Origin of the sequence: Candidatus Symbiopectobacterium sp. 'North America' (assembly GCF_015762685.1) — a bacterium.
In the GTDB taxonomy this organism is placed as follows: Bacteria; Pseudomonadota; Gammaproteobacteria; order Enterobacterales; family Enterobacteriaceae; genus Symbiopectobacterium.
This window is the reverse complement of record NZ_PEHF01000084.1, coordinates 24,250-44,020: the sequence shown is the minus strand read 5'-3', so window position 1 is coordinate 44,020 and position 19,771 is coordinate 24,250. Positions and strand designations below refer to the sequence as shown.

The window sequence follows — 19,771 nt, the reverse complement described above, 5'->3', positions numbered from 1 at the left end:
CTGTATTTGCCAAGGAGCCGATGCCAACCATTTCATTAGCGTTTGACGATGCGCCAGTGCAGAAAATCGTGCAGGCGCTCGCTGAGCACCAACGGTTGAATGTGGTGGTTGCTCCTGAGGTTAACGGCGTGATGAGCCTGCGCTTGAACCACGTTCCCTGGCAGCAGGCGTTAGACATTGTTGCGCTTCAGGGCGCGCTGTCAATTGAGCGCAGGGGCAATGTGTTACTGGTGTCTTCACTCGCGACAGAAACTCGCCAGACAGTGTTGGAAAATCGCCTTTTCACCCAGCAATACGCCGATGCGCAAGAGGTTGCCGCCAGCGTGCTAGCACAGCGCAGTACGCTGTTATCGGAACAGGGTAGCGTGAGTGCTGATACGCGCACCAATACCCTCTTGGTACGCGATGTCCCGGCGATAGTGCAGCTGTTACAGACGTGGATTGACACGCTGGATAGGCCTGTTGCTCAAGTACAATTAGCCGCGCACATCGTCACCATCAGCAGCGAAAGTTTACGGGAATTAGGGGTGAGTTGGGGCATGGGCTAGCCGACGCAAGCGAGTCGAACGCTGCGCCTGAATGACTTTAACGTTAACCTGCCGGTGGAATCGCCAGCGGGTAGCGTTGGATTCAATCTGGCGCGCTTGAGTGGCAGATTGCTCGATTTAGAATTGTCAGCGCTTGAGCATGAGAACTAGGTTGAAATCATCGCCAGCCCGCGTCTTTTTACTGCACATAAGCAGATGGCCAGCATCAAGCAGGGTACGGAAATTCCCTATCAGGTATCCAGCGGCGCTAGTGGTGCGACCGCCATCCAGTCTAAAGAAGCGGTATTGGGCATGGAAGTGATACCTACGGTGCTGCGTGAGGGTAAAATTATTCTCAACCTGAAAATCAGCCAAAACATGCCAGAGCTGGTGATTAAACAGAGCGACAATGGAGAAACACTCGCGATCGATAAACAAGAAATTCAAACCCAGGTTACGGTGTCTGATGGTGAGACGATTGTGTTGGGTGGGATTTTTCAACAACAAAAAAATCGAGGGGAACGAAAAGTGCCGCTGCTGGGGGATTTACCGCTGCTGGGTTCACTGTTTCAACATCAAAGAACTGAGCGTAAGCGGCGTGAGCTGGTGATTTTTATTACTCCGACATTGGTCGCCGCTTCGTCGTAAGAGGCGTATAACGGTGTGCTCGGCGATCCACGTTTTACCCGTTTCCGCTTTCTCAGTTTGACGCTGCGCTGGATTTAGCATACAAGGTTAGCCCATTGAGCGCTGCGGTCTGTCGAAGCGGAATTATCTTACCGGAAGATACCTAATTAATACGCTTTTTGCTGTTTGGCGCGGGGCGAGACATTTTATTCGGTTGCCAAATGCCCCTGAGTATTGAGATAATTTTCTGTCTGATTCTCGAACTATCGCTCATGAGGTTTCAGTTTAGGTCCCGCCGCTGGGTTGATTGGCGGGGCGGGTTATCATTAACGAATAGTCTTAGTAACACCAAAAAACATGGCAGAGAAACGCAATATCTTTCTGGTTGGGCCTATGGGTGCCGGTAAAAGCACTATTGGCCGTCAGTTAGCTCAGCAACTCAATATGGAGTTTTTCGACTCCGATCAAGAAATTGAACGACGCACCGGTGCTGATGTGGGCTGGGTTTTTGATCTCGAAGGCGAAGAAGGTTTTCGCGAACGCGAAGAAAAAGTCATCAACGAATTGACCGAAAAACAGGGTATCGTACTGGCTACCGGAGGTGGTTCGGTAAAATCACGCGAGACGAGCAATCGCCTGTCTGCACGCGGCGTTGTGGTCTATTTGGAAACCACCATTGAAAAACAGTTGGCGCGCACGCAGCGTGACAAAAAGCGTCCTTTGCTTCAGGTAGAGGATCCGCCGCGCGAAGTGTTGGAGGCGTTAGCAAGAGAGCGTAACCCGCTGTATGAAGAAATTGCTGATGTCATCATTCGCACGGATGAGCAGAGCGCCAAGGTGGTTGCCAACCAGATTATCAGTATGTTGGATGGCAACTGAGTAACAACATCGCCCTGAGCTCCGGGGCCAAGCGAGTGAACCACACGCATGGAAAGAATTACCGTAACATTAGGGGAACGCAGCTATCCCATTACGATAGCCGCTGGGTTGTTTGCTGACCCGGCTTCTTTTATGCAGCTGACCGCGGGCGAACAGGTGATGTTGGTGACCAACCAGACGCTGGCTCCGCTCTATCTTGAGGCGGTGAGCCGTGTGCTGGAACAGGCTAGCGTGAAAGTCAAACACGTCATATTGCCAGACGGCGAGCAGTATAAATCGCTAACGGTATTGAACGACGTCTTTACCGCATTGCTGCAAAAACCCCATGGTCGGGACACAACCATCGTTGCTCTGGGTGGTGGTGTGATTGGCGATCTGGCGGGCTTTGCTGCCGCCAGCTATCAGCGTGGCGTGCGCTTTATTCAGGTACCCACAACACTGCTATCGCAGGTTGACTCATCTGTCGGCGGGAAGACGGCGGTCAATCATCCGCTCGGTAAAAACATGATTGGCGCGTTCTATCAGCCTGCTTCTGTAGTTATCGATTTGGATTGTCTTCGCACCTTACCGGCCCGGGAGTTTTCCTCCGGCCTGGCAGAGGTGATCAAATATGGGATTATTCTTGATGGCGAGTTCTTCGTTTGGTTGGAGAATAATCTTGACGCTGTCCGTGCGCTGGAACATGCTGCACTCTCTTACTGCATTCGCCGTTGCTGTGAACTGAAAGCCGAAGTGGTGGCTGCGGATGAACGCGAAAGCGGGGTACGTGCGCTGCTTAACCTGGGTCATACATATGGTCATGCTATCGAAGCTGAAATGGGGTATGGCAACTGGTTACACGGTGAAGCGGTGGCGGCGGGCATGATGATGGCCGCGCAAGCGGCGAGAAGGCTAGGCCAGTTCAGCGTGTCGGACATCGATCGTATTCGCGCATTGCTCGAGCGTGCAGGGTTGCCTATTCAGGGCCCGGATGTGATGTCACCAGAATCTTATCTTCCCCATATGATGCGTGATAAAAAAGTACAGGCGGGCGAACTGCGCCTGGTGTTACCTACCGCGATTGGACGCTCGGAAATGCGTGGCGGAGTATCACACGATATTGTGTTGGCGTCGATCGCTGATTGCCGGGCGTGAATGCGGTTTTTCGGGTATTTGCAGACATATTCACGCTGATGGTTAATGGTTAATGGTTAATGGTTAATGGTTAATGGTTAATGGTTAATGGTTAATAGAAGATAATGTCTTATAATTCAACAAGTTGCTTCGCTTACCGCGCAGCGGGTATGTGTTTTTTATAGTTGGAGGGGTTTAAATGGACGAATTTAAACCAGAAGATGCGTTAAAACCGGATACCAGCGATCGGCGGCCACAAGGTCAGCAACGCAGTCCCCGTCTTTCTGCGCCGCAATTAGCGCTCTCTCGTCAACATTTGATGATTGGTATCGGGATCGTGGTGCTGGTGTTGTTGATCATCGGTGTAGGCTCAGCCTTGCAATCTCCGTCTAAACCGGCGGAAGGCGCGCCAACTGCAGCATCGGGTAACGGTGAGAAGAGTATCGATTTATCCTCTTCTTCCTCGATGACACAGGGGACTCCCGTTCAAGGGGACGCCGCATCAGGAAACGCTACCTTGCCAGGCCAGCCGCAAACTTTGAATGCGCCGCCAGTCGCAAGTTCACCGACACAAGCACAAGTCACGCCTCCGCCTGCCGGGCAGCAACGTGTTGAGTTGCCGGGCAACATGACGGATGCGCTTTCGACGCAGCAAGAGAAGGTTAACGCTTTCTCGCAAGGAGCGACGTCAGGCTCCTCGCCGGTAACCACTCTGCCGGTTGCTCCTGCGACGGTGTCTCCTTCAGCGAAAAACCCGCCGCACGTCTCAGAGAAGACGGCGCAGGAGAAGGCTGCACATGCTAAAAACGTTCAGGATAAGGCCGCACAGAGCAAATCAGCCCTAACGCCAGCGCAAAAAGTGCCGATGACATCAGGCAAGCCGACATCCTCTGGGAACAAGGCGACGGTTTCAGGGCAGGGGGGATCGATTCAGAATGCGCACGCCAGCCATTTCACACTGCAATTGAGCAGTGCATCACGTTCAGATACGCTGAAAGCTTACGCCACACAGCACAACCTACCCAATGCCTGGGTTTATGAAACCAAGCGGGACGGTAAGCCCTGGTATGTATTGGTGAACGGTGTTTACGCTTCTTCTGCGGAAGCGAAACAGGCGGCGTCAGCGCTTCCTGCAGCCGTGCAGGCACAAAAACCATGGGTTAAGCCGATCCGTCAGGTGAAGCAGGACTTGAATAAATAACACCAATTTTAGCCCTGATGTGCTGTCTGACACAGAGTACAATCCGCGGCTCTGAAATGTAATGAGTAACTAACGACGGCATGAAGAAGAACCGCGCTTTTTTAAAATGGGCTGGTGGGAAGTATCCGCTGGTAGAAGAGATTCGCCGCTATCTACCTGAAGGAGACTGTTTAATTGAGCCGTTTGTCGGGGCCGGTTCAGTGTTTTTGAATACGGAATACGACCGTTACATCCTGGCGGACATTAACAGTGACCTCATCAACCTCTACGATATTGTTAAGACGCAAACAGACGATTTCATTCGTGACGCGCGCGAACTGTTCACCGATGAGCACAACGTGGCGGAAATATTTTATCTGTTGCGTGATGAGTTCAATCTTTGTGCGGTGCCTTATCGTCGTGCGGTACTGTTTTTGTATCTGAATCGCCATTGTTATAACGGATTGTGCCGCTATAACATGCGGGGCGAATTCAACGTGCCCTTTGGCCGTTACAAAAAACCGTATTTTCCCGAAGAGGAATTACGCTGGTTCGCCCTCAAAGCGCGCAATGCCACTTTTGCTTGTGAGCACTATCAGCAGACTTTGCTCAAAGCAACGCAAGGTGCAGTGGTCTATTGCGATCCTCCTTATGCTCCGCTTTCCGCAACGGCGAATTTTACGGCGTATCACACGAATAATTTCAACAACATCGATCAACAGAGCCTGGCGACGCTGGCGTATCGGTTGTCGGTGGAGAGTGCCATTCCCGTATTGATATCCAACCATGATACCGAGCTGACTCGAGCGTGGTATCAGGATGCAGCGCTGTATGTGGTGAGAGCGAGACGCACCATCAGTCGCAATATCATGGGGCGGAGCAAGGTTAATGAGCTGTTGGCGCTCTATGGTGCGCCACTGCGTTAATACCCGATGCGCGCATAGCGCTGGTTATCCTACAAACTGTTTGGAGATACGAATGAAGCCTTTCTTGATCGCTCCGTCCATCTTATCGGCCGACTTTGCCCGGTTAGGGGAAGACACCGCCAGTGTGCTGGCTGCCGGAGCCGATGTGGTTCACTTCGATGCCATGGATAACCACTATGTTCCCAATCTGACTATCGGGCCGCTGGTGCTTAAAGCACTGCGCAACTATGGCATTACCGCCCCTATCGATGTTCATCTGATGGTGAAACCGGTAGACCGTATTATTCCCGATTTCGCCGAAGCCGGTGCCAGCTTTATCACCTTCCATCCGGAAGCCTCCGAGCATGTCGATCGCTCGTTGCAACTGATCAAGGATCACGGCTGCAAAGCCGGGCTGGTGCTGAACCCGGCGACGCCGCTCAGTTGCCTTGATTATGTAATGGATAAGCTGGATATCATTCTGTTGATGTCGGTCAACCCTGGCTTTGGCGGGCAATCTTTTATTCCCGGCACGTTAGATAAGCTGCGTCAGGTGCGCCAACGCATCGATGAGAGCGACTATGACATTCGACTGGAAGTGGATGGCGGTGTAAAAGTCGACAACATTGCCCAGATTACGCAAGCCGGTGCGGATATGTTCGTGGCAGGCTCTGCTATTTTCGGTCACCCCGATTATCGCGCAGTCATTGATAACATGCGCAGTGAATTGAATAAGGTATCTTATGGCTGACATCAGTATGGTTCGCGGGTTGGCTTTCGATCTGGATGGTACGCTGGTCGACAGCGCGCCGGGTTTGGCGGATGCCGTTGATATGGCGCTGCAAGCGCTTAATCTTCCTGCGGCGGGTAAAGCGCGCGTTGCTACCTGGATCGGTAACGGTGCTGATGTGCTGGTGGAGCGGGCGTTGCGCTGGGCGGGAATGACGTCTACGGCGCAAGATACCCGCACGGCTCGCGAACTGTTTGATCGCTACTATGCGCAAACGGTAGGCAGCGGCAGTACGCTGTTTCCCGACGTGCACGTCACGCTTACCCAACTGCTTGACTGGGGCTACCCGCTGGCGCTGGTCACCAACAAGCCGACGCCTTTTGTCGCGCCGCTGCTGGAGACGCTGGGTATTGCCGGGTTGTTTAGCCAGATTGTCGGCGGTGATGATGTCAAAATGAAAAAGCCGCATCCTGCGCCGCTCTATCTGGTATTGACACAGCAGGGGTTACTGGCATCCGAATTATTGTTTGTCGGCGATTCGCGCAACGATATTCAGGCGGCACAAGCCGCAGGTTGCCCGGACGTGGGCATGACTTATGGCTATAACTACGGAGAAGCCATTGCGCTGAGTCAACCTGACGTGGTGCTTGAGCGCTTCTCACAACTTTTGCCCCTGGTGGGGCCACTTACGTCAAAAAATCAGGAAGCGTCAGCATGAATAAGCCCATAGTTTTTAGCGGCGCACAGCCGTCCGGTGAACTTACCATTGGTAACTACATGGGTGCATTACGTCAGTGGGTGAACATGCAGGATGATTACGATTGCATATACTGCATCGTTGACCTGCATGCCATCACCGTGCGTCAGGACCCCCAGCAGTTGCGCAAAGCAACGCTGGATACGCTGGCGCTCTATCTGGCCTGTGGTATTGATCCGCAGAAAAGCACCATCTTCGTTCAGTCTCATGTGCCAGAGCACACGCAACTGAGCTGGGTGCTAAATTGCTATTCCTACTTTGGTGAACTGAGCCGCATGACGCAGTTCAAAGACAAATCAGCGCGTTATTCCGACAACATCACTGCCGGTTTGTTTGACTATCCGGTGCTGATGGCGGCCGATATTCTCCTGTATCAAACCCATCAAGTGCCGGTGGGTGAAGATCAGAAACAGCACCTGGAATTGAGCCGCGATATTGCTCAGCGCTTCAATGCGTTCTACGGTGACGTTTTCAAAGTGCCAGAGCCGTTTATTCCCAAATCCGGCGCGCGCGTGATGTCGCTGCTGGACCCGACCAAAAAAATGTCCAAGTCGGATGACAACCGCAATAACGTGATTGGACTGCTGGAAGATCCGAAAGCCGTAGTGAGAAAAATCAAACGTGCGGTGACGGATTCCGATGAGCCACCAGTGGTGCATTATGACATTACCAACAAATCGGGTGTATCCAACCTGCTGGATATTCTGTCCGGGGTTACGGGAAAACCGATTCCTGAACTGGAAAAAGCCTTTGAAGGTCAAATGTATGGTCATTTGAAGGGCGCAGTCGCTGAAGCCGTCTCCGGCATGCTGACCGAGTTGCAGGCGCGCTATCATCATTTCAGTAACGATGAAGCTTTCTTGCAGCAGGTGATGCGTGACGGCGCTGAAAAAGCACGTCTCAAAGCCACTGCAACGCTGAAGAAAGTGTACGATGCGGTGGGTTTCGTCGCTCATCCGTAATCTGTAGGCCGGGCTGGTTTATCGGCTCGGCCGCATTATACCTCTCATTCTTCCGTCATTCCTGCGCGTGCAAAACTTCCTCTTTTGCACCTTTATTTCATGTGGCGTTATTTAACGTATCCATATCGAGTGGTTTCTATTATTTATAAACAAAGATATAAAGTAATGTTTGTTCGTCTACTCATACGTTGAATCACAGGGTTATACGTCTAAAGCGCAATATTTTATTATTAAAGCGATTTAATAATCAAAATTCACTTAATAAATAGGTGATAAATAACACATGCCTCAACTCTATCTCTATATTTTATTATCAAGCTTGACCATCGCCAGTCCTGGCCCGGGGGGGTTGCTGACAATCACCAATACGCTCAACTTTAACCTGAAGAATACTGTCGCCGGTATATTGGGCATAGCTGTGGGCATGGGGGTTATCTCGGTGGTTGCGGCAAGCAGTGTTGGTGTGCTTATCGTTTCATCCTCTTATTCTCTGATTATTGTCAAGGTGGCAGGGGCTTCGTATCTCGCCTATCTGGGTGTTAAACTGTATAAATCTGCACCTAAGTTAGTAGATAAAAATCGGATGGTGAATATCAATGAAATGCCATCTACGATCGCCCGATTCAGACAGGGCTTTTTGCTTTCACTGTTAAACGCTAAGCCGATTGTTTTCTTTATGGCACTGTTTCCTCAATTTATTAATAATAACGATCCCTATGTTTTTCAATTTCTCGTCCTTTCATTAACTTTTTGTCTACTAGTTATAGTTATTCATTGTGTTTATGGTATTTTTGCCAGCGCAATAAAAAGAGAAATCTCATCTCACCGTCTGTTTTATATACTCAATAAAGTCGGCAGAGTCATTTTTATGCTTTTCTCCGCCGGGTTGTTCATTTCATCGTTGCTGCCGTTCTGGCAGAGTTAAACACTGTCGCCAGTCATGTTTCGGGTTTGGCGATGGTTGAACCTTGTTGCCTAAGGGACGGGAAATTTGGCCCGCCCCTATGCTGACGTTATGCTTGAGGAATTGGCGGCACTACGCCGTCGGGAATCGGGTTCTCAAACGGTGTAACGCTCAGTTTCTCGGCCAATTCCGCTTTGGCTTGTGCCACCAGCGCCGGGTTCTGTAGCAAATCCACGGTTAATGACGCCATGACTTCGGCTGCATAGGAGGTGCCTTTGTGCGCCGCGGGCGCTTTGCCCTGCGCTACCAACTGCCAGGAGTGGGCCGGGGTGCCGATGGCGTAGGTGGCGGCACGAATTTGTACGGTAGGAACTACCCAGCTTACCGTGCCGACGTCGGTAGAGCCGATAAAGCTATCGTCCGGGCTGTAAAGCGGATAGATACCTTCATGCAGCGATTCGCCTGCTTTAGGTTTCACGCCAAAACGCGCGTAGGAGTTGGAAATATCTTCTGCACTCATTGCGGTTTGGAATTTGGCGGCAAAAGCGCGGTCCGCATCATCGAACTGAATCGAGCCAAGCGCCAGCAGATGTTCATGCATGCGCTGTTCCAACGGTGCGTTACCCAGCAAGTTGGCATCGCCGCTGATCACTTCCCAACTCACTTCTGTTTCGGTCATCAGCGCCGCGCCTTGTGCGATTTTCTTCACGCGTTTCACCAACTGGTGGAGTTCAGGTAACTGACGTGCCCGCACCAGATAGCGTACCGTTGCGTTGGCCTGAACCACGTTCGGTGCGTGACCACCGCTGTCAGTGATGGCGTAGTGTACGCGCGCCGATGACGGCATGTGTTCGCGCATATAGTTGACGCCAACGTTCATCAGCTCTACGGCATCGAGCGTACTGCGTCCCAGATGTGGGCTGCTGGCGGCGTGCGAAGCGCGGCCCTTGAAGTAAAAGTTTAGTTCGTTGCAGGCCAGGGAGTCTGGGCTGTTAACGCCGGTAAAGGTGGCCGGGTGCCAGCAGATAGCAATATCCACATCGTCAAACACGCCCTCTTTGACCATAAAACCTTTTACGGTTGCCCTCTTCCGCCGGGCAACCGTAAAAGCGCACGGTACCGGGCAACTGATGCTGTTGCAGGTAATCTTTTACCGCAGTGGCGGCCTGAAATGCGGCAGTGCCAAGCAAATTGTGGCCGCAGCCGTGACCATTACCACCCGCATCGATAGGGCAAGGCTCAGCGACGCCCGCTTGCTGGCTCAGGCCCGGCAACGCATCGTATTCACCCAGTAGGGCAATCACCGGTTTACCGGAACCAAATTCGCCCAGCAAGGCGGTTGGCATCCCGGCGATACCCGTTGTCAGGCGAAAGCCTTCCTGCTTGAGTACCGCTTCATGCAGTGCAGCAGAGCGGATTTCTTCATAGTTGAGTTCCGGTACATCCCAGATGCTGTCGCTAAGCGCGGTGAATTGCGGATTTTTTGCGGCAATCAGTTCGCGCAGGGCGCTAACGGTGTGTGTCTATGGCGGGCAAGATGTGTTGTTCTGATGGCGAAGTCATGAATCAGGTGCTCCTGCGGTGATGACCGTGAATGCGGTGGGAAATAAAGAAGACGTGGCGTCAATCAGACGCCACGCTCGTTGTTCACATTAGGTTCGCGAGAAGGCGATCAGAGCGGGGTGGTGTCCATGCCAAACCATTTTTCACTCAGCTTCTTGATGGTGCTGTCTGCTTTAGCCTGGTCGATAGCTTTATCAAACATGGCTTTCAGCTCAGGATCGCTTTTACGCAGGCCGATGGATGAGCCGCAGCCCAAAATGCCGCCGATAAATTGCGGGCCCGCCATCACGATTTCACCGTTTGATTTGTCAGCGGTATTTTTCATGTAAGACGCAGAACCGATAACCAAATCGACGCGACCGGCTTTCAGGTCCAGATCGTGCTCTTGCATGGTTTTGTATTCGCGTACGGTCATCATGCCTTTGAAGTATTTATCTAACAGCGTGCTGGCGATCGAGGCAGATTGAACGTCAATGATTTTGCCTTTCAGCAGTGGGCGCAATTTTTCCACTTCAGCGATGGCAGTGGCTTCATCTTTATCATTGAGGGAGAAACGGGTGCCCAGATCCGTCAGCGATGCCAGCGGGCTGGATTTCAGCACGGCAAAGGTTTGGCCCGCATGCGTGTAGGGCTGGCTGAAATCGATCACTTCACGGCGTTTCGGCGTGGCAGACATGCCGGAAATGATGGCATCAAACTTACCGGCGTTCAGCGCCGGAATGCTGCTGGCAAACGGCTGCACCATGATCTCGCATTTTACTTTCATGTTGTCACACAGCACTTTGTACAGCTCAATTTCCATGACATCCAGCGTACCGTCTGGCTTGGTGAAGTTGTACGGGTGGTATGCACCTTCAGTGGCAATGCGCACGGTGCTCCAGGTTTTACCGGCTTCTGCCGCAGCATTGAATGACGTAGAGAGTGCTCAAGCCAGACAAAGCGCATAGGCGGCGGCAGCGAGTTTGGTTTTTATCATTGAGGTATCTCCTGGTGGTTGTCTGTTGTGTTCTTAAGCCTAGCATTGTGTTGATAAACGTAGTTCTGTTACCAACTGGCAATAAACTGGCGGAAACGAGCTGACTGGCTGGCAGTAAACATCTGTTCCGGCGTGCCTTGTTCTTCGATCTCACCCTGATGCATGAACACCACGCGGTTAGAGACTTCACGCGCAAAGTCCATTTCATGGGTGACGACCAGCATGGTCATGCCTTCATCGGCTAACTGGCGCATCACGCGCAGCACTTCTCCGACCAACTCTGGGTCCAACGCTGATGTGGGTTCATCAAACAGCATCACCTTGGGTGAAATGGCCAGTGCACGTGCAATTGCGGCACGCTGTTGCTGCCCACCGGAAAGGTGGGAAGGGTAGTAATGACGTTTATCCGCCAGCCCTACTTTCTCAAGCAACTGCTCGGCATGTTCTTTGGCGTCCTGCGGGGCGCGTTTCAGTACGTCGATCGGTGCTTCGATCACGTTTTCCAGTACGGTTTTGTGCGACCACAGATTGAAGTTTTGAAACACCATGCCGAGCTGGGTACGGATACGGTCGATCTGTTTCGAGCTGGCTGGACGATTTTGCCCTTGGCGATTCACTTTCATCGCGATGGTTTTGCCGCCCACAATAATCTCGCCCTGATCGGGGATTTCAAGCAGGTTGGTACAGCGCAGCAGGGTGGATTTGCCTGAGCCGGAAGAACCCAGAATCGAGACGACCTCGCCCTGACTGGCTTCAAACGAGATCCCTTTCAGGACTTCCAGTGAGCCGAAACGCTTGTGAATGTTGCGCAGGCTGATAGCGGCGGTACTCATGATGGGTTTCCTTTCATATTCTTAACTTCAGCCAGCGACTGCGGTGCGCGCAGATACGGCGTCATACGGTGTTCGACAAAAGCCAGCAGGCGGGTGAGCACCAGATTGATCAGCAGATAAATCGCCCCCGCCACCAAAAACACTTCCAGTGCGCGGTAAGTTTCCGCAATCAAGCGTGCTGCGATGCCGGTGATTTCCATCAGCGTAATGATGGACGCAAGCGAGGTGGATTTAATCATGGAGATCAACTCGTTGCCATAGGCAGGCAGTGCCTGATGAATGGCGAGCGGAAACACGATGCGGGTAAATATTTTCCAGGATGGCATGCCACAGGCGCGTGCCGCTTCGATCTGCCCAGCGGGCACCGATTGCAAACCACCGCGAATGATTTCGCTGGCGTAAGCACCGGTGCACAGCGTCAACGACAGTAGCGCACACCAGTAAGGTTCACGCAGTATCGGCCACAGCACGCTTTCTCGCACCCAACTGAATTGTCCTAAACCGTAGTATATAAGGAACAACTGCACCAGTAGCGGTGTGCCACGGAAGAACAACACATACAGGCGTGCGACCGATTGCAGCAGCCGGTTGCCAGAAAGCTGCATCGCGGCCAGCGTCAAGGCTAAAAAGAAGTCGAGGCTTTCAGCACCAGTTGCCAGACGTTGCCGAGCGCGGGAATGGCATGGCGCAGCAGCAGCGGAATAATAATGCGGCGCAGGCGCAGCAGGGTAGGCATACCACAGGCTTTAGCGGCTTCTATCTCGCCTTTGGCTACGGCGTAGAATGCACCGCGAAACACTTCTGTTTGCTGTGCCCCTGAGGAGATGCCGACGGCAATGAACCCAGCGATATAACCGGGAAAACCGATAAAGCCGCTGTGACCAAACAGGCTTGCCAGTAGCTTCAGTGCAGAGCTACCGCCAAAGTAGAGCAGGAAAATAATCAGCAGATCGGAAATGCCGCGTGTTACGGTGGTGTAGCATTCCGCCACAAAGCGAAGTGGCCGATTGCCAGCTATTTTTGACCAGGTGCCGATGAGCGCGCCTAATAAAAAACCGCCTACTGCCAATGCCAGGGTCATTCCAGTCCCCATCAGCAGCAATCTTCCCCAGCCATTCTCACCAAAACTGATGAGCTGCCAAAATGTCATTTGTTCCACGTATTACTCCAATTTTTTTTTGCAGGCATAGCTCCGCGCGCGGCCTGAACGCTGCGGATGACCCTTGACCGGGCTCCCTCGCATTAAGCAGAGAACTTGGTAATCAAAGCAATATTTAGGCCACGTTTTTATTATTGTTGAAACGATTAATTATACATATAAATTGCTTATTAATCAGTATTTCATTTTATTGTTTTGGTGACTACTCACACTTTAGAGGGAGGTAGCAGCTGAAAACGCCGTATTGGCACCAACATGGTGCATTGAAATGCACTGTATTGGTGCGTTGTGTGATTTTGGTGCGGTATTCGTACCTGACTGTTACGTAGTTAGCCTCTCGCGCAGGCTTACCGCCTCGACGATGATCAGTCAAACTGAAGGGATTGGCTGTTGTGCAGCACACCAAAAGTAGCGGCATTATCCTCTCGTATTGTACGGGTAATCCCAACCGTTGGTGATGTTGTTCACAGGCTTATAGGCATTTGCACAAATATTTGCACCGGATTTTCTGCATTTGAAAGAAATTGCCTAATGACTCACCAGGTTGTAACACCAATAATTACAAATAATAAAACGATATTTTTATTTAATTAATACATAGTTTCTTTTTTAATCGTTGTCTCAGTCGCACTGGCTGGGTAGCGATAGTACAAATTGGGTTTGTCGCTCGCCGTCGGCCTGAATGTTGTTTTTTCTATGTTATTGAATTTTAAGATAGGTACTCGCGTGAAAATTGAATCCATTGATGTCACCGTTTTTACGTATCCCACTCGTCGCGTGTCCGACAGTGCGGGACATTCGCATCCAGGAGAAGAGAATCAGGCCAAGATGGCTCTCTTGACGCTGACCACCGACGATGGACATCAGGGCTATGCATTTACACCACCCGAAGTGGTTCGTCCCCATATTATCAACGCTTTCTTCCGCAAGGTGCTGATCGGGCAGAACCCGTTTGACAGAGAACGTCTGTGGCAAGATCTGGTGCATTGGCAGCGCGGCAGCGCCAACCAACTGACCGATCGCGCCATCTCTATCGTGGAATCTGCGCTGTGGGATCTGCAAGGTCTCTTTCTGAATATGCCAGTACACAAACTGCTGGGCGGTTTTCGTGAGAAAGTGCCAGCTTACGGCAGCACCATGTGCGGCGATAAACTGGAGGGCGGCCTTTCGACGCCGGAAGAGTACGGCCAGTTTGCCGAGAAACAGGTGGCGCGCGGCTATAAGGCGATCAAGCTGCACACCTGGATGCCGCCGGTATCCTTCGCACCCAGCCCGCAGATGGACGTTAAAGCCTGTGCTGCCGTGCGTGAAGCGGTAGGTCCAGATGTCTGCCTGATGCTGGATGGCTACCACTGGTACAGCCGCAGCGATGCGCTCTACATTGGCCGTGAATTGCAAAAACTGAACTTCACCTGGTTTGAAGAGCCGATGGAAGAACAGAGCATGGCGTCCTACAGCTGGCTGACCAAGAGCCTGGATATCGACGTTATTGAGCCTGAAAGCCTGTCAGGCAAATACTTCAGCCGCGCCGACTGGGTGAAAGAGGGGGCCTGTAACATTCTGCGCGCGGGCGTGCAGGGCGTGGGTGGCCTTTCTCCGACCATGAAGGTCGCCGCATTGGAGGAAGCCTTTGGTATGGATTGTGAAATCCACGGTAATGGTGCGCCGAATCTGAACGTGGTGGGTGCGATTAAAAACTGCCGTTGGTATGAACGCGGTCTGCTGCATCCCTTCCTGAACTATGAAGAGCCCGCCGCTTACCTCAACAGCATCATCGACCCGATGGATGACGACGGCTTTGTTCACCTGCCGCAGCGCCCGGGCCTGGGTAAAGACATCAACTTTGATTGGATTGAGGAGCATACGCTGAGTAAAGAATAACCGTAGTAATAATAATAAATAGTAGTAATAACAAAGTAGTACTGAAATAAAGAGCCCTTACAAAATATACGTTTCGTCTTCCATTCTTCACACCTGGAGAAGTCTAATGAAAGCACGAGCAATAATCCGTACCCTGCTACTGAGCTGTTTCTGTATGGCCGCAACACCGGCCTTGCTGTCTGCAAAAATGCCCGACGATCAACTGATCGTCGGGATGAACATGAACAACATGCTGTCCCTCGATCCCGCCGCTATGACCGGCAACGAGGTGGTCGGCATTATCGTCAACCTTTATGACTCTCTGGTCGAGCTCGATCCTGAAAACCTTAGCCGCGTGCTGCCTTCGCTGGCGAAAAGCTGGGAGATCAGCCCAGACAACAACCTGATCACCTTCCATTTGGTGGATAACGCCAAATTCCACTCCGGCAACCCGGTCACCGCCCATGATTTTGCCTGGTCGATGAAACGGTTGCTAACCCTCAACATGGCGCAGGCCAACACTTGGAAATCCTACGGCTTTACGGCAGAGAATGTCGAAAAGCTGATCCGCGCCAAAGATGACAAAACGGTGGAGATCGAACTGCCCAAACCGAACGATCCCAAGCTGGTGATCTATTCCCTTGCCACACTCCGCAGCGGATCGGTGTTGGACAGCAAAACCGTAATGAAGCATGAGAAAAACGGTGACTGGGGTAACGGTTGGTTGACCACCAACGAAGCCGGTTCCGGTCCGTTCAAGCTGGACGTATGGCAGGCGAAAGACGTGCTGCGCGTGAACCGTGCCGACGGTTACTGGCGCGGTGATGCTAAAATGCGCCGGGTGATCTTCCGCCATATGACCGAATCTCAGACGCTGCGTCTGATGATCGAAAAAGGTGATATTGATGTGGCGACCGGTATGTCGGTACCGGACATCAACGCCCTGAAAGCGAACCCGGATGTGAAAGTTGAAGAGGTGAAGAGAAGGCACGCTCTATTACGTTGCCATGAGCCTGAAAAACGACGAATTCGCCAAGCCGAAAGTGCGTGAAGCGGTGCGCTACCTCATCGATTACGACGGTATCAACAAGACCGTGATGCCGGGCTATGGTTTCTACCACCAGCGCCCGATTCAGGCGGGAATGGATGCCACGCTGCCTAACCCCGGTTACACGCTGGACGTACAGAAGGCGAAGGCGCTGCTGGCGGAAGCGGGTTATCCGAACGGCTTTGAAACCACGCTGCGGGTGCTGTCCGATCAACCTTTCCTCAACCTGGCGACCTCGGTGCAATCCACACTGGCGCAAGCCGGTATTCGTGCCAAGATCATTTCCGGCACCGGCAATCAGGTTTATGGCGCGATGCGCGACCGTAAATTCGACATACTGGTCGGGCGCGGTGGCAGCGGGGTCGATCCCCATCCGCACTCCAGCCTGCACTCCGTGATGTATAACCCGGATAACAGCGATGAAGCCAAACTCACCAACTTCCAGGGGTGGAGAACCTCTTTCTACGATGCACAACTGAACGAGATGATCGATCAGGCGCTGCTGGAGAAAGATCCCGCCAGGCAGAAGCAGCGCTATGCCGAGATACAGGACCGCTATGAGGCGCTTTATCCGGCCATCATTCCGGTCTCGCAAATGGTTGATTCCGTGGTGCAACGCAAAGATGTTGTAGACTTTGTGTCACATCCGTCATCGACCACCCGCTTGTATCTGGTGCACAAGCAACGCTGAAGCCTGAGTAAAGCGTGGGGGGCATTTCCTCTCACGCCTTCATCCTACGAGGTAAGTAACGGCATCAGCGGCGCTGAAGGTAGCGGAGCGGGTGCTGGACGGGGAGAAAGAACATGGTTTTCTCTGATTGGCTCAAACCGGGGGGGGTTACCCTATCGCGTAGCCAAGCGGTTGTTACAGGTTGCCTTCACGCTGTTTGGGTTGTTGATTCTGACCTTCATTATCGGTCGGGTCATGCCGATCGACCCGGTATTGGCGATCGTCGGTCAGGATGCTGACCAAAGTACCTATCAGCAGCTAGGCCTGGATAAGCCGCTGTATGTTCAATTCGGTATCTACTTCAATTCACTGCTGCACGGCGATTTGGGCAATGCGATGCTCACCGGCCGTCCGGTAGTGGATGACATTATCCGCGTATTTCCTGCCACGGTGGAACTGGCAAAGATGGCGATTATCGTCGGTGCCGGGCTGGGTGTACCGCTCGGCGTGATAGCGGCGGCGCGGCAAGCTGGCGGACTATATCGTGCGCTTTATCAGCCTGGCGGGTTACTCCACGCCGATTTTCTGGGTCGGCATGATGGGGCTGTTGGTATTTTACGCCTGGCTCAACTGGGTCGGTGGCGCAGGGCGCGTGGATATGGCGTGGGACGGCATGGTGGAAAATCGCACCGGCTTACTGCTGGTGGATTCCTTACTGGCGCGCGAATGGGCGGTGTTCTTCAGTGCCCTGAACCACCTGGTGTTGCCTGCCACCATTCTTGGCTTCCATTCGCTGGCCTATATCAGCCGTATGACGTGCAGCTTTATGCTGGCACAACTGTCGCAAGAGTACATCATTACCGCACGGGTCAAAGGGTTGTCTGAGTTTCGGGTGATTTGGGCGCATGCGTTTCGCAATATTCTGGTGCAACTGCTGACGGTAGTCGCGCTGGCGTATGGCTCACTGCTTGAGGGGGCGGTGCTGATTGAAACCGTGTTCTCCTGGCCGGGCTTTGGCTCCTATCTGACGGGCAGCCTGCTGCTGGGGGATATGAATGCGGTGATGGGCTGCGTGCTGCTGGTGGGCTGATTTTCGTCACCCTTAACCTGCTCTCCGATATCTTGTATCAAATCTTCGATCCGAGGACTCGCGCATGAGTATGTCTTCTGAACCGGTAATCGGCTCCTCGCCGGCGGCCAAAAATGGGCGAATTCGAGTGCGTGGCGCGCGTCTGTTCAATTTCCTGCGACTGCTGGCGAAAAATCCACTGACGGCCATTGGTTCGCTGATTGTGCTGTCACTAATTGTCATCGCCATTTTCGCCCCTTGGCTGGCAACGCACGATCCATTAGTACAAGACCTGGCAAATGCCCTGCAAGCGCCGGGGGCCGCTCATTGGTTTGGTACCGATGAGTTCGGGCGCGATGTGTAGATGGCCGACAGACTGCGCTTCGGCCGGACCGACTTGCTCAATATTTCTGAAGCACAGATGCGCCAGATCCGCGGTAAGCGTATTTCCATGATCATGCAGGATCCTAAGTATTCGCTGAATCCGGTGGTATGTGTTGGCGATCAGATTGCTGAAGCCTATCTGGCGCACCACAAGGTGCCAGCGCGCGTGGCGAAAGAGAAAGTCATGGCGATGCTGGATGTGGTACGGATTCGCCAGCCGGAACGCGTGTACGCACTCTATCCGCATGAAGTCTCCGGCGGTCAGGGACAGCGCATCATGATCGCCATTATGTTGATCACTGAGCCGGAAATCGTCATCGCCGACGAGCCAACCTCGGCGCTTGATGTGTCGGTGCGTTTACAGGTGCTTTCGATGCTGGATGATTTGGTGTCGGAGCGCGGATTGGGGCTGATCTTTATCAGCCACGATATCAATCTGGTGCGCAGCTTCTGCGACCGGGTGCTGGTGATGTACGCCGGACGCGTCGTGGAGTCCATCGAGGTGCGCGATCTCGATAACGCGCAGCATCCTTACACGCGTGGGCTGCTCAATGCGTTGCCGGACATCGATCATCCTCGTGTGCGTCTACCGGTCATGCAGCGCGATCCTGCCTGGCTGAGTGAATAAGGAGTGACTATGGACACACAAAATAGCGCGGCGATGATCGAGGTGAAAAACCTCAACCTCTCCTTTGGTCAGGGAACCAGCACAACCAGGTGTTGTTTGATGTCAATCTGGCGGTGCGCGGTGGCGAAATCTTTGGTTTGGTGGGGGAATCAGACTCGGGAAAAACCACGGTTCTGAAATGTCTGGCAGGGTTGTTCAACCATTGGCAGAGTGAGCTGTGCATCGATGGTCAACCGCTGGCACACCGCATCGACAGAGCACGCTGCCGTCAGGTGCAGATGGTGTTTCAGGATCCCTACGGATCGTTGCATCCACGCCATACGGTTGAGACCATATTGGAGGAGCCGTTGCTGATCCACCGCATTGAGCAGCGCGATCGGCGTATTGATGCCTTGCTGGAGAAAGTGGGGCTGGGGCCGCAGTTCCGTCGCCGCTACCCGCACCAGCTCTCCGGCGGGCAGCGCCAACGCGTTGCTATCGCGCGCGCGTTGATTCTCGAACCGCGAGTTCTGTTGCTGGATGAACCCACTTCGGCGTTGGACGTGTCGGTGCAGGCAGAAATCCTCAATCTGCTGGCAGAACTGCAACAGCAGGACAACCTGACCTACTTGATTGTGACGCACGATCTGGGGGTGATCGCTCATTTATGCCACCGCGTGGCAGTGATGCAGTATGGCCGTATTCTGGAAACGCTGGAGACGGCGGAACTGACGCGTTCGACCGAGAAAACGGCCTACACCACCATGCTGGTGGATGCCAGCCGACAATACAGCCGCGATTTGGCAGTGCGTTCGGAGCGAATGGTTTAATAGTTCGAGTAAAAGCCGTATTATTTGCTAACAAGACGGGTTATTTACCCGTCTTTTTTTACGATCGTCGCCGATACCGCACTGGTATGCTATACTTAATTGCCGTAACGTTGTGGCATACCCTTAAGTAAAAAAAAGTAAAAGGGTAGAGTTAAGGAGTGCGGGTATTTACAATCGTTACGCTTTCT

The 19,771-nt window shown here is 52.7% G+C and carries 14 protein-coding genes and 6 pseudogenes; 15 read left to right on the top strand and 5 right to left on the bottom strand.

Annotated features, from left to right (window positions below; translation table 11 throughout):
* The first annotated feature begins 20 nt into the window (after positions 1-20).
* The 9 genes and pseudogenes from hofQ (at position 21) to CS369_RS17390 (ending at position 8,605) form a co-directional block, all read left to right on the top strand.
* Positions 21-1,175: pseudogene (gene hofQ, locus CS369_RS17430) on the top strand (DNA uptake porin HofQ).
* Positions 1,176-1,511: 336 nt separating this feature from the next.
* Entirely contained in the window at positions 1,512-2,033 is a 522-nt protein-coding gene (gene aroK, locus CS369_RS17425; protein ID WP_196908077.1) for a shikimate kinase AroK, read from the top strand.
* 48 nt (positions 2,034-2,081) lie between these two features.
* Complete coding sequence (gene aroB, locus CS369_RS17420; protein WP_196908076.1) at positions 2,082-3,167, top strand: 3-dehydroquinate synthase; 1,086 nt, start codon at positions 2,082-2,084, stop codon at positions 3,165-3,167.
* A gap of 178 nt (positions 3,168-3,345) precedes the next feature.
* Positions 3,346-4,347 (top strand): SPOR domain-containing protein, encoded by a 1,002-nt coding sequence (locus CS369_RS17415; RefSeq protein WP_196908075.1) that lies wholly within the window; start codon positions 3,346-3,348, stop codon positions 4,345-4,347.
* Between the two features lie 80 nt (positions 4,348-4,427).
* Complete coding sequence (dam, locus tag CS369_RS17410; protein ID WP_196908074.1) at positions 4,428-5,252, top strand: adenine-specific DNA-methyltransferase; 825 nt, start codon at positions 4,428-4,430, stop codon at positions 5,250-5,252.
* A gap of 52 nt (positions 5,253-5,304) precedes the next feature.
* Positions 5,305-5,982: a ribulose-phosphate 3-epimerase gene (gene rpe / locus CS369_RS17405; protein ID WP_196908073.1), complete on the top strand. Its 678-nt coding sequence runs from the start codon at positions 5,305-5,307 to the stop codon at positions 5,980-5,982.
* Positions 5,975-6,679, top strand: a complete 705-nt coding sequence (locus CS369_RS17400; protein WP_196908072.1) for a phosphoglycolate phosphatase — start codon at positions 5,975-5,977, stop codon at positions 6,677-6,679. The genes rpe and CS369_RS17400 overlap by 8 nt, the downstream gene beginning before the upstream one ends.
* The gene (gene trpS / locus CS369_RS17395; RefSeq protein WP_196908071.1) at positions 6,676-7,680 is read left to right on the top strand and encodes a tryptophan--tRNA ligase; all 1,005 of its coding nucleotides are present in this window, start codon (positions 6,676-6,678) and stop codon (positions 7,678-7,680) included. The genes CS369_RS17400 and trpS overlap by 4 nt, the downstream gene beginning before the upstream one ends.
* A 283-nt stretch (positions 7,681-7,963) precedes the next feature.
* Positions 7,964-8,605, top strand: a complete 642-nt coding sequence (locus CS369_RS17390) for a LysE family translocator (RefSeq protein WP_196908070.1) — start codon at positions 7,964-7,966, stop codon at positions 8,603-8,605.
* 88 nt (positions 8,606-8,693) lie between these two features.
* Here CS369_RS17390 and CS369_RS17385 read toward each other — a convergent pair.
* The 5 genes and pseudogenes from CS369_RS17385 to CS369_RS17365 all read right to left on the bottom strand — a co-directional run bounded on the left by CS369_RS17385 (position 8,694) and on the right by CS369_RS17365 (position 13,106).
* Positions 8,694-10,147 (bottom strand): annotated as a pseudogene (locus CS369_RS17385) (M20 family metallopeptidase).
* A gap of 109 nt (positions 10,148-10,256) precedes the next feature.
* Positions 10,257-11,018 (bottom strand): transporter substrate-binding domain-containing protein, encoded by a 762-nt coding sequence (locus CS369_RS17380; RefSeq protein WP_244665075.1) that lies wholly within the window; start codon positions 11,016-11,018, stop codon positions 10,257-10,259.
* Between the two features lie 173 nt (positions 11,019-11,191).
* A complete protein-coding gene (locus tag CS369_RS17375; RefSeq protein ID WP_196908069.1) occupies positions 11,192-11,956 on the bottom strand; it encodes an ABC transporter ATP-binding protein in 765 nt (254 codons plus the stop codon).
* Complete coding sequence (locus CS369_RS17370) at positions 11,953-12,576, bottom strand: ABC transporter permease (RefSeq protein ID WP_244665074.1); 624 nt, start codon at positions 12,574-12,576, stop codon at positions 11,953-11,955. The genes CS369_RS17375 and CS369_RS17370 overlap by 4 nt, the downstream gene beginning before the upstream one ends.
* Before the next feature lie 2 nt (positions 12,577-12,578).
* Complete coding sequence (locus CS369_RS17365) at positions 12,579-13,106, bottom strand: ABC transporter permease subunit (RefSeq protein ID WP_244665086.1); 528 nt, start codon at positions 13,104-13,106, stop codon at positions 12,579-12,581.
* Between the two features lie 735 nt (positions 13,107-13,841).
* Here CS369_RS17365 and CS369_RS17360 point away from each other — a divergent pair.
* The 6 genes and pseudogenes from CS369_RS17360 to CS369_RS17335 all read left to right on the top strand — a co-directional run bounded on the left by CS369_RS17360 (position 13,842) and on the right by CS369_RS17335 (position 19,583).
* Positions 13,842-14,996, top strand: coding sequence for a mandelate racemase family protein (locus tag CS369_RS17360; RefSeq protein WP_196908067.1), 1,155 nt, complete (start codon positions 13,842-13,844; stop codon positions 14,994-14,996).
* A 106-nt stretch (positions 14,997-15,102) separates the two neighbouring features.
* Positions 15,103-16,714, top strand: a pseudogene (locus CS369_RS17355) (ABC transporter substrate-binding protein).
* 113 nt (positions 16,715-16,827) lie between these two features.
* Positions 16,828-17,851, top strand: a pseudogene (locus tag CS369_RS17350) (ABC transporter permease).
* A pseudogene (locus tag CS369_RS17345) lies at positions 17,848-18,123 on the top strand (D,D-dipeptide ABC transporter permease); the annotation flags it as partial. The pseudogenes CS369_RS17350 and CS369_RS17345, both read left to right, overlap by 4 nt.
* 3 nt (positions 18,124-18,126) lie before the next feature.
* Positions 18,127-18,774: an ABC transporter ATP-binding protein gene (locus tag CS369_RS17340; protein WP_196908065.1), complete on the top strand. Its 648-nt coding sequence runs from the start codon at positions 18,127-18,129 to the stop codon at positions 18,772-18,774.
* 33 nt (positions 18,775-18,807) lie between these two features.
* Positions 18,808-19,583: pseudogene (locus tag CS369_RS17335) on the top strand (ABC transporter ATP-binding protein).
* The last annotated feature ends 188 nt before the right edge of the window (positions 19,584-19,771 follow it).